Here is a 14721-nt window from a genome sequence, read left to right on the forward strand (position 1 = left end):
ATGTAACTGATAGACAGCCTGTGAGAAGTTTTCAGCTACCTGTTTCGATAACGTTCTCGCTGATTTTTATTGCTTCGCGTTTGTAAGTACAGCCATTATCATAGTCTTTTGCCATATCAGTAGAATATAATTCTGAGTAAAACTTAATCCACCATACAATATGAAGCCAAATCTATTTCGGATATACAGGTTATATCTGGTCTTCACCGTTTTTCTATCCTCCGCCAGTGGTGTTATACTTGCGCAGGATTCCTTAGTACTAACTGGTATTGTCAGAGATGGCGCTGCTCAAACTACTATTCCGGGAGCCAATATCCTTGTGAAAGGAACCAGTACAGGGGTGTCCACAGACGCGCAAGGTAACTTTTCAATAAATGCTAAGCCCACAGATGTACTCGTCATTTCCTACATCGGCTTTCAGACACAGGAAATTACAGTTGGCAACCAAACGAAAATTGAGGTCCGGTTACTTGCTGCGGCATCTCAATTGGAAGAAGTGGTTGTTACAGCTCTGGGTATTACCCGTGAAAGTAAATCCATTACGTATGCGGCTCAGCAACTTTCCAATTCGGACCTAACCTCTATCAAAGATCCATCCGGCAATGTCATGAACAGCTTGAACGGGAAAATAGCTGGCGCAGTAATTACACCAGCAGCTACCGGCCCAGGCGGCGCGGTACGTGTCGTACTGAGAGGTAACCGTTCCATCAGTGGCAACAACAACGCACTTATTGTAATCGATGGAGTGCCTATAGATAATACTATGACAACCGAACAAGGTGGCAGCGGATCAGCCAATACGCCGGCTACTCAACAAAAAAGCACCAGTAGCGGCTATTCAGGAAGCGACGGTGCTGCGAGTATCAATCCCGAAGACGTGGAGTCCATTACCGTCCTGAAAGGTCCGGCTGCGGCCGCTTTGTACGGTAGCCGTGCAGCAAACGGTGCTTTGATGATTACTACCAAACGGGGTAAGAGCGGCAAGACCTCTGTGAACTACAATGGCGGTATCTCAATAGAAAACCCACTTCTTTTAATGCAGCTTCAAAATACTTTTGGTCGAGGCAACGGTGGTGCATTAGGTCAGACCGCAGCAGGCAGCTGGGGAGCGCCTGCCCAAACCTACAAAGACAATGTAAAAAGCTTTTACAATACCGGAACGACGCTGAACAACTCGGTGAACATATCAGGTGGGACCGATAAAATGCAGGGTTATGCATCCTACACCAATAACAGCATATCAGGGATCATACCTAATAATAAACTTAACAGAAATACGCTCAATGTAAGACTGAACAATGAAATTCTACCTGGCCTGACCACAGACATTAAGGTCACCTACGTGAATCAGAAAATTACCGGAAAGCCCAGACTTGGAGATAATGGCGTTACGAACGAAGCATTAATAATGCCGCGCGATATGAGCCCCGAAGAGCTTAAAAACTATGAATCAATCAACCCGGTAACTGGTCAACCCCAACCTGTATACTGGACGACCAGCTCATTTTTTCAAAATCCTTACTGGGATGTGAACCGCACCGCACTGAACGAGGAACGTAACAGGGTGATGATGGTAGGTTCTGTCAAATATCAGTTCACAGACTGGCTGTTTCTTCAGGGCCGCTATAGCCTTGACCGCTATGACGATAAAATTACAGGTTCTTATCATGCAGGTACATTACCAGTTCCCACACTTGCCGGAGGACGTTATCAGGAAAACCATGTCAACAGATGGGAACGAAACATTGATGTATTGCTTTCAGGTAATAATACTTTTGGGGAGGACTTTGGTCTGAGTTATAACCTGGGAGGCTCTATTCTGAACAATAACGGCTATAATACCCAATCGCTTGCCAACGGATTACGGATTCCAAATGTGTTCGATCTGAATTTTGCATCCACACCGGCATTTGCCAATATTGTTGCAAAAAAAGAGATCCAATCTGTATATGCCAGTGCAACGGCCAGCTTTCGTGAACTACTTTTTATCGATTTAAGTGCACGTAATGACTGGTCCTCTACCCTGCCCGCCCCACACAGCTATTTCTATCCTTCCGTGGGTGTGTCAACACTTTTATCAGGATTTTTGAATCTTCCACAATGGATTACCTATTCTAAGGTACGTGCCGCTTACACGCAGGTGGGTAATGATGCCGACCCTTACCTTTTGAACCAGACATATACCTATGCACAAGGAGCCGGATCAGGTTTTATAACCCGTGATCAGACCCGCTATATCAACAATTTAAAACCTGAACGAACCAATGCGCTTGAAATAGGAACTGAGTGGCGTTTTCTGAATGGCAGATTAGGGATTGACATGACGCTTTATAAAACCAATACGGTCAACCAGCTTATCTTTATAGGTCTTCCTCAGCCGTCCGGATTCAACAACCAGTACATCAATGTAGGCGATATTCAAAACAAAGGTATTGAGTTGATGCTGACTGGCACCCCCGTGAAATCTGAGAATCTGAGCTGGAACACCAATCTGAATTTTGCAGCCAACAGAAATAAGGTAATTTCGCTTTTACCAGGCATTCAGCAGGCCAGCCTGACCACTGCCACCAACTTTGCCAGCTCACTGATACGCCCTGGCGGTTCCTACGGAGATCTTTATGGATTTGTCTGGGGCAAAAACGAGCAGGGACAGCACAGAGTCGGAGCTAACGGATTGCCACTGGTAGATCAGTTGAAGAAGATAGGCAACTTCAACCCGGATTACACACTGGGATGGAATAACCAGATCAATTATAAAAAATTCAATCTGTCCTTTCTTGTTGACGGAAGAGTAGGTGGTACCATTATTTCAGGAACCGATGCTTTGCTTGGATATTTCGGACTGGCACAGTACACCACTGCAAACCGGGAGGGTGGCCTGATATTGCCCGGCGTATCACCTGACGGTTCTGCCAATACAGTACCCATATCGGCCGAGCAGTTATGGACGCAGGTTTCACAGGGAGGAACCAATGCCTGGGGTGAGTTCTTTGCCTACAGCGCTACCAACTTCCGACTCAGAGAGCTTTCTCTTGGCTATGATTTTGCCATCGGCCATTCCGGGATCAAAGCTGCACGCGTATCGCTGACCGCACGAAATCTGTTTTTCCTGTATCGCGGCAAGTCGTTGGTAGACATCCCTGGCATCGGCAAACGCACTCTTCCTGTAGATCCTGAATCTGCTATCGGTTCAAGCAACTATCAGGGAATAGAAAGTGGCATCGTGCCTTCAACACGCAGTCTGGGTCTTAACATCAACTTCTCTTTTTAAGGAAACTCCCATGAAAAAATATTCAGCCATCAGCTCCTTTTTCGTCTTTCTGATTACACTTTCAGCATGTACCAAAGACTTTGTAGACATCAATACCAATCCGTCCAAGCTGACCGAGGTTGGCTCGCGCGAACTCGGGTTTATGTTTTCAAGAGCTCAGTCAGCGGCACTCTATCACAGGCCCTACTATCAGACCATTTCTATCCTAATGCCTGATCTGTATGCACAGTATTATGCGCTGACCACCACCAGTTTTACCACAGACAGGTATGCTCTTAACGATACATGGCTATCGCGGCCAGGCATCATTACCTATGTGTTTGCTATGCCGCAACTTCAGGCCATCTTCGACGCAACCGATGATAAGTCTGCAGAGTATGCGCTGGCCAACATCATGAAAGCATATGTATTTCACCGCTATACAGATCAGTTCGGGCCTGTTCCCTACTTTGGTGCGGGGTCTACAGAAACAAGCATTCCCTATGACAGCCAGCAGCAAATCTATGACGATCTGTTCAAAAGACTTGACGATGCTGTCATCAATCTAAAAGCTGCGAATGTTACCAATGTCTTCGGAGCACAGGACTTAATGTTTGCAGGAGATGTTTCAAAATGGATAACATTTGCCAATACCCTGCGATTGAGAATGGCACTTCGCATCTCAAAAGTGGATGCTCAAAGAGCTAAACAGGAAGGAGAAGCAGCAGTAGCGGCAGGTGTGATGACCGCCAATACGCATAGTGCAACCATTGAACGCTTCCTGAACGGGGACGATGCAAACGGACTGGCATTCAATGCAGCAGCCAATGAGTTCAGTATGAGCTCTACCATGGCGTCTTATCTGAAAGGATACAATGATCCGAGATTGGCGGTACTATTCCAGCCGGCTGTTTCAACCGGACAGTTTAAGGGACTAAGGAACGGGAGTTCTGCCACAGCCATCAACCTGGCTGGTAACCGTCCCGCTCAAACGTCAAATATCGGAACCAGATGGGTACAGAGAAATGGCAGCGCCTGGGTTGCCAATTTAACTGTCCGGCAGGAAGTAATGGCAGCGGCGGAAGCTTATTTCCTCAGAGCGGAAGGAGCGCTCAACGGCTGGAATATGGGAACTGGCACCGCCAAGGAATTATATGAGAAAGGAATTGAAACCAGCATGCAGCAGTGGGGCATCTCTGATAATGCGGCAGTACAAAACTATATCAGTTCGACGGCACTGCCCGCCGCACCAGGTGATGAAGCCGGCTCTGCAGCCGTATCGAACACTCCTATCAAATGGGCGGCCACAGAAGCCGTTCAGAGGGCTCAGATCGGTACTCAGAAATGGATCGCTTTATTTCCGGATGGTATTGAAGCCTGGTCAGAATTCAGAAGAAGTGGCTACCCTGTCATGTACCCATTGCTACAATCCGATAATTCGGATCTTCCCTTAGGAACATTTATCAAACGTCTCCCTTATTCCTCCGTAGAAGCGACCACAAATGCTGATGCACTGGAGAAAGCCCGGCAGATGCTGGGAGGGCCTGATAATGCAGCAACAAAGGTTTGGTGGGATGTAGATTGACCCACCACCCTATCATAACCTCATAAAAGGAACAGTAAACTTATAACTGAAAGTCATTCTCGGCATCACCGCCTGGAGTGACTTTTAGTTGTTAAATACGATTGAGTACTGTTTGCAGAGTCCAGAAACGGTGAAGTGAAGCTGTCAAAAATATCTCGTCCCTCTTATGTCAGTGGTGAAGCAGAGATAGAAGGTATGCCTACTCCTTTCGCATACCTGTCAGGGCATATTCTTCTTCTCATATGTCCAGTTTGTATTTTGCGCAATTCCAGCCGGCTCACCGGTAAATATAGTACCTGCCTGACTATCGCCTTTCAATTGCCATTTGTACCAGGCGGTGGCCACTTTTGCAAATTCCCCTCCATGAGGCTGGCTGTAGGTGCCACCATGCCCAACATTCATATTGGCTACAAAAACGGGTACATGGTTAATCTGATGATAATCGTCCATTCCATTGCCATAAGCAATATCTTTCTCGCCTCCCAGCAAGTATAGCGTAGGTGTATGGATTTTCTGCAGGTTGTCTTTGGTAAGGTTGAGCATATTACTGATACCGTTCCCCGGTGTTTTAAATATCCCACTGTTGCACACCACTACCGTACTGATCCGTGGATCAGCAGAGACCTCTAGCGTCTGTAAGCCACCGCAGGACATGCCGCTTACAGCAATCTTTTTCACATCTATTTTCTGATAGAATGGACTGCCCTTATCCTCATTCTGTGCAATAGCCCAGTTGATGGCATCGACCAACTGGCTTGATTTGGAGCGGTCCTTCACTTGCTCACCGGTTTCCTTCGGCATTAATCCGGTCGCAATCACCAAGAATCCATGGGATGCCACTTCACTCAAAAAGTTAACATGTTCCCAGGGAGAATTATAGCAAGCTCCATTGCCCCAGGCTACAACAGGCAACTTTTCTTTTTTGCCGAACCGACTCAGGTCCCGGGGCGTAAAAACAGTGTGCGTCGGAAGGGATGCCTGTGTTGTCATCACTGCCTTGCATTTGCCGGTTCCTCCATCTTCAACGGTACGAAAGGCAGTTTGCTGCGCCCAGGATGTTCCTATTGATAATAGAGAAGCCAATGTAAAAACGATAAAACTGGATCTTTTCATAAGATACTTTGAAGTCGTGGATTTTTTAGAGTTTAAACTTACAAAGGCTTTAATCCACTTAAACTCACTTGTCCAATGGCAATTTCAGATAAAAATTTGTGATCTCTAACCTGGTTCAGGAGCTGGAATAATGGAGATCTGCAAAGTTTGTATACTATCCAAATCTAATCGACTGTCATCTGGCGGAGTGTCCGGATTTTATGTAATTTCTCATTTATAAAGCTTTGCATACCTGCAATCCGGGATTATAAGTCTATCTTGTTACAAAAGCCAAATGTCAATCAACATCATTAGGAAAGACATTGTCTTTCAACCGGATTCCAGTCGCGTGATTGCCCGCTTTCTTTTTAGCAACGAGGAAAGAAGCAAGAAACTGATCCGACTTATCCTGGACATGCCTGAGCGGGATCAGAAGCAGGAATTAAGCAACGTGTTTCGCAAGTATGCCAGACGGCACCGCAATATTTTAAAGATATTTGAAAGACATTATCACAAGCTCCACCCATTACTGCGTTTAATGCAAATTGATCCTGCATCACTGGGCACTACGGAAAAAATGTTGATAGGTTCCTATTTTACGATGGAGTATTCGATAGAAGCTGCAGCATTTTTCAATCCGGCTATTGTAGAAGATCCTGATCAGTCGCGCACTGGTTTTGGTGAACGCAGGATCATTCTGAGCTTTCGTGCTACCGGCGAAGGGCATATTTCTTCGATTGTTTTCAGGTCCGCGATCATCGACATGAACAATCTGATCACCGTTGAACCGGCAGGACGAATGCTGGATTCGCCAGAACATATACGAAACCATACCTATAAGAAAAGCTCCTTTTTAGCCAAATTGGGGGAAATGCAGAAATTAAGCAATACTGTCTACCCTATTATCGAGCAAAAATTAACTGAGACATTCACTTATGAAGAACTCAAACGTTATGTTTATGAAACAGCGGAACAGATAGAAATGGATGAACAGAGCCACATTTTTCTTCGGGAGATCATGTGGCTCGCATCCTCACACTACGAAATGGACTTCTCTCTTGATACAGACATTTCCGAGCGGGTCATTTTTCCGATCGCTGACACAGAGAAAAAGGGGATTGAAGATGCCCGTTTTGTAAAGTTCATGGACCATGATCAGGATGCTACCTATTATGCTACCTATACAGCTTACGACGGCATTTCAATATTACCAAAATTACTGGTAACGAAGGATTTTTACCATTTCAAGGTATTGCCGATTCACGGCGAGATCGCTCAGAATAAAGGAATGGCTCTTTTCCCCAGAAAAATTCATGGAAAATATGTGATGCTCTGCCGGATAGACGGCGTAAACAATTACATCGCATTTTCTGACAACATAAGTGTATGGCGACAGGCAACAATGATACAGTCTCCCAGATATCCATGGGAGTTCGTACAAATCGGCAACTGCGGATCCCCACTTGAGACAACGGCTGGCTGGCTTGTACTAACCCATGGCGTTGGCCCGATGCGCGAATATGTACTGGGTGCATCTTTGTTCGAGCTCGACGATCCTGCCAAAGAGATCGGCAGGCTTAGTCAACCACTTCTGATTCCAAATCGCAAAGAACGTGAAGGTTATGTGCCGAATGTGGTATACTCTTGCGGTGCTTTCATTCACAATGAGAGCCTGATCATCCCTTACGCAATGTCCGACTACGCCTCAACCTACGCAGTCGTTGACTTGAAGGAACTATTGACAGAATTAACCCAACCTGCAGCTTAGCCTCGTAGAATCGACTCATAAACTGCCAGGTAACCCTCAACCATTTGATCTGTGGAAAACATGGACTGCGCCCAATCCGCGCAGTCCTGTCTCTGTATATTCTCAACCAGTGCCACCGCCCCTACAGCTTCGTCCACAGAACTTACAAGGAAACCTGTTTTACCATTCTGTATCAGCTCCCGCATAGACCCACGGTTGAAAGCAATCACAGGTGTTCCGCAAAACATAGATTCAGCCACACTTAATCCAAACGGTTCATCAAAACTGATCGGGTGCAGCAACGCATGAGCCCTTCCAAGCAATGTGCTTCTCTCAGCAGGGCCCACGTTTCCGCAGTAAAAAACCGTTTTGGAGTCAATGTGCTGTTCAATTTTTTGTTTGAAATAAGCTTCATCCTGAATAAGTCCGGCAATCAGTAACCTGCGACCACTTTTTCGGGCGATTTCGATAGCCTCACTGGTTCCTTTATCGGGATGTATCCTTCCAAAGAACAACAAATAGTCGTCCGACATGCTGATAAATGGAAATGCGGCGGCATCGATTCCATTGTAAACGGTGGCTGCGTAATCCAGCTCATGATCCCTGTCGGCATTGCTGATGGAAACATAATGCGCATGTTTGTTATACCGACGGTAAACTTCTTTAATCTTATCCGATGAAAACCCGTGAATTGTTGTTAACACAGGTGTTTTAATCAGTCTTGAATAAGTTAAAGGCAGAAAATCAAAGTGGTTATGAATCAAATCAAATTGATCTGCCTTTTCCATCACATTGCTGATATGCACGCATTCAGCAACTTTGGGATCAACATTCTGATCTTCCGCATAGGCGACAGCGCAGGTTGCCTCTAATTGAGCTCTGGTAACCGAATCCGAAGTAGCAAAAAGCGTTACATCAATACCTCTTTCTACCAGCCCCTCGGCCAGATAAGAAGTAACTTGTTCCCAGGGGCCGTAATTGCGTGGCGGTGTACGCCACGCAATCGAAGATAAAATGGCTATTCTCATGACTGGGCGGCTTTCAATTCGGTCAGTTCCTCGAATGCTTCCAGAACACTCAGGTGCGATATCAAATAAGCCAGCGTACTTTCAGCTCCCTGGTTACGGTTTACCCCATAGCTTTCCAGCCCGTCACAACACCCTTTTGTTTCAAAATCATACAGACTGATCCGGAGATCATTTTCACCAAGAAACCACATAAAGCATGTATTAAGCTGCTGCACATACGTATGATCCTTCGTCAGGCGGAATGCTTGATGAAACATGAGCACCATAGCCAGCGCATCCAGCGGCTGCTGCGCAAACATAGAATTTTCCTCACCCTTTTTATACCACTTTTCATTGCCTACAACAGACAGATATCCGTTTTTTAAGGTAATCCCGGAAAGGAAATTCATGCTTTCCAATGCGATTCGGTTTACATCTTCATTGTTTAAGAATTCTGCGGCGTGTAACATTGCCAATGGCAAAAAGGCATTGTCATACGCTAAAAGTGCTTCATACCAATGCCAGTTGTCTGTCCGGTTTATTTCATAATCGGCCACCAGACGGTTCGAAAGTTGCCTGAGCACTTCGATCATTCCCTCATCTGCAGGGTTGCTCTTCAGATAATGGCAGATCCCCACCATCGTGTTGGCAATGCTCCTGATAGATCTGAGCTTCACGAAATTAGGCATGGCGTCAAAGAAAATTTCCCTGCCCGTTTGATAATAGGCGTCATTCGGCGCATTTCCAAGCAAGTAACCCAACGACCATATGGCCCTGCCAAAAGAATCCTCTGAGCCAACTTCGTCCAAAAAGTTTCGGTTAAAACTTAAAAAGTTTCGGAATGTGCCATCCGGGTTCTGCATATAATTGATATAGCTCAGATAGGTCGGAGACAACCTTAAAGCCAATGGATGTTTGTTCCGTTTGTAGGTCATCAGGACCATCAACAGCGCCCGGGCATTGTCGTCCAGACAGTAGCCTTCTTTCAGGTTCGGAATCCCATACTTGGCATGCTGAATAATCCCAGTATCGTCGGTAAGCCGCTGTACATGGTCGAGCAAGAACGGGGGGAGTGCCGGAAGATCCAGAAGTGTTTCTGTTTCAGCCATGACGTCCGGACGCTCGGCAACTACTTTCTGAGCCAGCTGCGCGTACTGTTCACCGATCTTCGGCCAGGTAATTTCTCTGCCATAACTGTATGCATTGCTCCGGAGCGTATGCATCGCCTCAGGATTGTCTAGCAATTCAAGAAAAATATCACTTAATGCCTGTACATCATTGAATGGAAATAACCTACCCCTATTCTGTGAAAGCAGCTCTGCCGCATGCCAGTAAGGCGTTGAAATCACTGCCGCTCCCGCGCCGATGGCATAAGATAACGTTCCACTGGTGATTTGAGCCTCACTGGTATATGGTGTGATGTAGATGTCTGCAGCGGAGAGGTATTTGAAGAGCTCAGTTTGATCAACAAACTCATTCATAAAGATCACATGCTTTTCAATACCGAGCTTTTTAACTAATCCCATCAAAAAAATCCGGTATTCTTCTCCGGAATGCCTGATCACGTTAGGATGCGTTTTGCCTAAGACAATATAAACCAGCTGGGGATATCTGGCAATTACAGCCGGAAGTGCTTTCAGAACGACTTCAATACCTTTGTTGCGTCCTATAAACCCGAAGGTAAGCAACACATGCTTGGCTGCGAGCTTGAATTCCTTTTTCGCCTCCAGCTGGTCGAACTGAATGTCGGGAACACCGTGAGCAATCTGGGTGATTTTACTTTCCGCAATACCATATTCTTCCATAAGCATATCCACTGCCGTTCGGCTCATCACTACAACACTCTGAGCGATCTTACAGATTTCAATCAACACAGCCCGCTCGTTGTAAGAGGGGTTTTTCAGAACTGTATGGAGGCTAACTATCAACGGAATTTTCAATCGATAAAGTAACGGAAGAATGTATATACCGTTTTGCCCGCCGAAAATCCCGAATTCATGTTGTAATATGCAAATGTCGGCACCGCTGATATTGATAAAACTCGCTGCCTGAAGGTAATCAGCCTGTTCTTCCTGACGGATTGTAACTTTTACTTCTTTGGGATAATCGTATTCATGCCCGTGATTGTTAATCGCTACTACCAGTGCCCTGTTTGGATTATCGGTTCCCGATGCAGCAACCACCGAGTCTACCAGATTTTTGGTAAACGTACCAATTCCGCATTCTCGGGGCGGGAATGTGCCAATAAAAGAAATCTTCATAAAGTACGCATTTGATTTCTTCTAAGTTAACCTTATTATCCCGAACTATTAGGTTATTTCTCTGTATTACAGCCATTTTGGTATATAAGAACTATATTATAAAAAACGAGGCGGGATGTCCGTTTTTTAGGCGTATCTTACATTAAACGAAAAGATACCATGTCAAAAGAAAAGAGTGCACAGAAGGGTGAGAAAAAGAAACCAGACAAAAACCTGAAAGAAAAAAGGGCAGATAAGAAAGAAAAAAGGGATAATAAGTCTCAGGAATCTTAGACGCTGTTTCGGCCTCCATAAAATGGCCATCTGCTCCGGTAGCAGATGGCCTTAATTATGCGCTTTGCATTTTTTGCTTTGCAATATAAAGCCTGCGAAAGTACTCAGTAAACGATCCGAGCTGACAAGCAAAACGGCCGGAACACAAATAGCTATATTCACTAGTTGCGTTCCGGCTGTTTTACTGAATTTTTCGGAAGCTTTTTAAGTTTCCAATACGGCAATTGCTGATTAATTTAGCACCAACATCGAAAGTAATGCGCCGGATCGTTGGGATTCAGATTACCGTTGCTTTTCAATGGCATCGAGCAGTTTGCGAAATGGCGCATTAAACTTTTCAATTCCTTCCTCTTCCAACTGTTTGGTTAGCGCGTCTATATCAATACCGGCCGTTTTAATTTTCTCCATGACCTGGGTTGCTTCTTCCAAATCATCTTCCAGCCGGCTGGCCGGATCGCCATGATCGCGGTATGCATCCAACGTCTCCAGCGGAACGGTATTAACGGTGTCAGGTCCTATGAGCGCCTCTATATATCTGGTATCCTTAAAATCAGGATTTTTGTTACCTGTACTCGCCCATAACAGACGCTGTGGCACAGCACCTTTTTCTGCCAGCTTTTTCCAGCGATCCGAGCTGAACATGCGCTTGTATATTTGATAAGAAAGTCTGGCAGATGCAATCGCTACTTTCCCTTTCAACTCAGCCAGTCCTACCTGATCTAAAATCGGATCAACCAAAATGTCTATACGGCTTAAAAAGAAACTGGCAACAGACGAAACATGGGCGACGGGTAAGCCTTCCGCTGCTCTTTTTTCCAGTCCGGAAATATAGGCTTCAGCCACCGCCTCATAACGGTCAAGACTAAATAGCAAAGTGACATTGATATTTATCCCCTCACTGATTGCTGTCTGGATTGCGATTAGCCCGGGCTCAGTTCCAGGGATCTTAATCATTACATTATTCTTTCCGACAGCTTTCCACAACTCACGCGCCTGGCTGATCGTTGCTTGTGTATCAGTCGCTAAAAACGGAGAAACTTCAAGGCTCACATAGCCATCGGCACCCACGACATCCTCCTCGTTGTAAACCGGCCACAACAGATCACATGCCTGCCTAATATCGGAAACTGCCAAACCAAAGAATATTTGCTCAGTAGTTTTATCACTTTGTGAAAGCTCAGCTATATCTGCATCATAATCTGAGCTGCTGCTGATTGCTTTTTCGAAAATAGCAGGATTGGAAGTCACACCTCTGATACCATCCTCTTCAATCAATTTTTGCAATTCACCTGAATACATCAATTTACGATCAATAAAGTCCAGCCAGATACTTTGCCCGAAGTTATGTATTTGTTTTACTTTACTTTGTTCCATAGTAATCTTCTGTTTTAAGTTGTAATATTAGTTTAACACGTTCTGATATACTTACATATTCAGAAATCAAGAGGATCAGTCGTTATCCTGCTGACATCCTCCTAATCGCAAAGCGGCAGATAATCCAGTAAGCAATGATGGCATTTCACCTTCAGCGCCAACGTCAGCTGCAATTTTTGATACCTCCTCGGCTATTTGTTTCATTTGACCAGTAATAACATCTGCGCCTGCCGATTCCTGAAGTTGTGTTTTTAGTATCTGAAGGTGTTGTGAGATAGACTGTGTATTCTGATTTTCGGAGAGTGGTTTAATCCATTCATCAATCAACTCAATCCCTGTTGACGGTGTAATAGATTTCTCACTGCCTGTCAGTTTACTGGTCGTACTTTCCAAAAGCGCCGTTGTCTCAGCATGACTGTCTATGTGAATTTGATTATCCATAAATTACATTTTTTGATTTTGCTACTGGAAACATAAATACTGCTGCAGTAAAAGCTAATTCTACACACGCTTTTTTCCATTTACTTTTCGTGTCGTATCTCACTACTGATCTCCCTCCAAGTTCAGCTGAAACTATTGGCAAGGTGCCCTTCCTCATATCATCTACCATCTGAATATGTAAATCATAAAGCATTTAGACTTAACCAAATGTCATAGAGCCAGCCAAAGCCATATCATTGGGAAAGAACCATACCAATGCAGGGATATTGAAAATATTTATAAAAGTCAGAAAATCAAGGTACGCACGGAGACGCTGATTTGAGCAACTACTTGCCCGTTAGGAGATTTGGAAATTATTGAACCTGACATTATAATTAGTTGCGAACCAACCCGATCTCTTTTAAAAAAAACTACATAATACCAACGCTATTCACTCTTACAGAAAGGGACATGATAATGTTTTAAAAAATCACTTTTTGAATCCCGATAAGTACTTACCGCGCCAATCAAATAAAGAAATTTAATGTAGTACCAGGCTAAGTCGAGCTGGTAAGGTTTGAAACCGCTCCGTGCGCTTGTAGGATACAAGTGGTGGTTGTTATGCCATTCACCGGCGACGATTCCTGGCCAAACCTGATTAATGGAATTATCATTTGTATTAAAATCAGTACCCTTAACCTGCTTATTTTCACCTTTCCCATGTCCTTCATAGTTAAAGGTACGAACACCTACAGCCCAGAAACCTGCAGCCCCGAACATACAACAAACAAGTGCGGGTCCTCCCAACAAGAAAAAACACGTAAACCAAAAAGACCAGTTTAACACCCATGCGATTAACGCATTTACCGGGTTGATATAAGAACCCCAGTACTGGTATTGCGAATATGTATTTGCCGGAACGCCGGTATGCCTCATCAATGCTACTATACGATTGTAATCACCTTTACTCAGATTTTTTGCAATGGGCTGATGGATTACGTCGGCAAGAAAACAATATAGAAAACCAGCTTGCGCATTATAGGGATCTCCCGGCTGATCCGACTTTGCGTGATGCACATGATGAGAAACCACATAAATTTCTTCCGGGATCATGCTTATGGTCAGGTTTTGAGTTATGAAACGCCAAAAGCTATTTTTAAATCTGTAAGCGCCGTGTGTACAATAGCGGTGATGCCAGATTGTTCCGTGTGTACCCATGATGATCATGCTATACAAGAAGGCGACTGCAAATAACGGCCAGGTGAAATATTTAAAAATGAATAATGCCAAAAACGGTACCATGAACAATACTTTGACCCAGCTCATCAGCGACAGCCAGTTCTTAATGTCATCAAACACATTTAACCTCTTAAAAAACTCTCTCAGAACTTGGCCTGTATCTGGTCTAACCAACTCTCCTTTCTCGTTCGTCCATCCATACGATGGAACCTGCAGCACATGATCAATAAAAGCCATAAATTTAGTTAATATTAGATAAGATATTTCAGCTCAATCACCAAGTCAGTAGCCAAAATTCCACCTCGCACCTTGTTAATATTCAGCAATTTAACAATGATAGGTAAAATAGGTTGTTTTCTGCGACAGGAATGCATATTAATTTAAGTTTCATACCACTGATAAAATTATTCTGCATTTAACCTGTTTGCCTCCGAACAGGGCCCGCTGAATCCGGTATGTCAGTAATTCGTTTA

The 14721-nt window shown here is 44.6% G+C and carries 9 protein-coding genes; 3 read left to right on the top strand and 6 right to left on the bottom strand.

All coding sequences use genetic code 11. The features are described from left to right. Window positions 1-160 precede the first annotated feature (160 nt). Both AC1XUE_RS13120 and AC1XUE_RS13125 read left to right on the top strand, forming a co-directional pair. On the top strand, window positions 161-3271 hold the full coding sequence (locus AC1XUE_RS13120) for a SusC/RagA family TonB-linked outer membrane protein (protein WP_483356431.1): 3111 nt from the start codon (window positions 161-163) through the stop codon (window positions 3269-3271). A 10-nt stretch (window positions 3272-3281) separates the two neighbouring features. Next, a complete protein-coding gene (locus tag AC1XUE_RS13125; RefSeq protein WP_483356432.1) occupies window positions 3282-4835 on the top strand; it encodes a SusD/RagB family nutrient-binding outer membrane lipoprotein in 1554 nt (517 codons plus the stop codon). Between the two features lie 219 nt (window positions 4836-5054). Here the strand turns inward: AC1XUE_RS13125 and AC1XUE_RS13130 are convergent, their stop codons facing one another. Then, window positions 5055-5948 (bottom strand): poly(ethylene terephthalate) hydrolase family protein, encoded by an 894-nt coding sequence (locus tag AC1XUE_RS13130; RefSeq protein ID WP_483356433.1) that lies wholly within the window; start codon window positions 5946-5948, stop codon window positions 5055-5057. A 274-nt stretch (window positions 5949-6222) separates the two neighbouring features. Between AC1XUE_RS13130 and AC1XUE_RS13135 the strand changes: the two genes are divergently transcribed. Next, window positions 6223-7695 carry a glycoside hydrolase family 130 protein gene (locus tag AC1XUE_RS13135; protein WP_483356434.1) on the top strand — a complete coding sequence of 491 codons (1473 nt, stop codon included), beginning with the start codon at window positions 6223-6225 and terminating at the stop codon, window positions 7693-7695. Here the strand turns inward: AC1XUE_RS13135 and AC1XUE_RS13140 are convergent. The 5 genes from AC1XUE_RS13140 to AC1XUE_RS13160 all read right to left on the bottom strand — a co-directional run bounded on the left by AC1XUE_RS13140 (window position 7692) and on the right by AC1XUE_RS13160 (window position 14485). Next, complete coding sequence (locus tag AC1XUE_RS13140; RefSeq protein WP_483356435.1) at window positions 7692-8702, bottom strand: glycosyltransferase family 4 protein; 1011 nt, start codon at window positions 8700-8702, stop codon at window positions 7692-7694. The two genes, AC1XUE_RS13135 and AC1XUE_RS13140, sit on opposite strands and share 4 nt — an antisense overlap. Then, a complete protein-coding gene (locus AC1XUE_RS13145; protein ID WP_483356436.1) occupies window positions 8699-10942 on the bottom strand; it encodes a glycosyltransferase family 4 protein in 2244 nt (747 codons plus the stop codon). Before AC1XUE_RS13145 ends, AC1XUE_RS13140 begins: the two co-directional genes overlap by 4 nt. A 555-nt stretch (window positions 10943-11497) precedes the next feature. Then, a complete protein-coding gene (gene tal, locus AC1XUE_RS13150) occupies window positions 11498-12589 on the bottom strand; it encodes a transaldolase (protein WP_483356437.1) in 1092 nt (363 codons plus the stop codon). Between the two features lie 75 nt (window positions 12590-12664). Further along, window positions 12665-13030, bottom strand: coding sequence for a hypothetical protein (locus AC1XUE_RS13155; protein ID WP_483356438.1), 366 nt, complete (start codon window positions 13028-13030; stop codon window positions 12665-12667). 426 nt (window positions 13031-13456) lie between these two features. Then, window positions 13457-14485: a fatty acid desaturase gene (locus AC1XUE_RS13160; RefSeq protein WP_483356439.1), complete on the bottom strand. Its 1029-nt coding sequence runs from the start codon at window positions 14483-14485 to the stop codon at window positions 13457-13459. Window positions 14486-14721: the final 236 nt, after the last annotated feature.

The organism is Dyadobacter sp. HNCC25DJ187 (genome assembly GCF_056895255.1).

Coding starts and splice junctions, on each gene's coding strand:
- AC1XUE_RS13160 (WP_483356439.1), bottom strand. CDS start 14,485: ATGGCTTTTATTGATCATGTGCTGCAGGTTCCATCGTATGGATGGACG.
- AC1XUE_RS13145 (WP_483356436.1), bottom strand. CDS start 10,942: ATGAAGATTTCTTTTATTGGCACATTCCCGCCCCGAGAATGCGGAATT.
- AC1XUE_RS13135 (WP_483356434.1), top strand. CDS start 6,223: ATGTCAATCAACATCATTAGGAAAGACATTGTCTTTCAACCGGATTCC.
- AC1XUE_RS13120 (WP_483356431.1), top strand. CDS start 161: ATGAAGCCAAATCTATTTCGGATATACAGGTTATATCTGGTCTTCACC.
- AC1XUE_RS13130 (WP_483356433.1), bottom strand. CDS start 5,948: ATGAAAAGATCCAGTTTTATCGTTTTTACATTGGCTTCTCTATTATCA.
- AC1XUE_RS13125 (WP_483356432.1), top strand. CDS start 3,282: ATGAAAAAATATTCAGCCATCAGCTCCTTTTTCGTCTTTCTGATTACA.
- AC1XUE_RS13155 (WP_483356438.1), bottom strand. CDS start 13,030: ATGGATAATCAAATTCACATAGACAGTCATGCTGAGACAACGGCGCTT.
- tal (WP_483356437.1), bottom strand. CDS start 12,589: ATGGAACAAAGTAAAGTAAAACAAATACATAACTTCGGGCAAAGTATC.
- AC1XUE_RS13140 (WP_483356435.1), bottom strand. CDS start 8,702: ATGAGAATAGCCATTTTATCTTCGATTGCGTGGCGTACACCGCCACGC.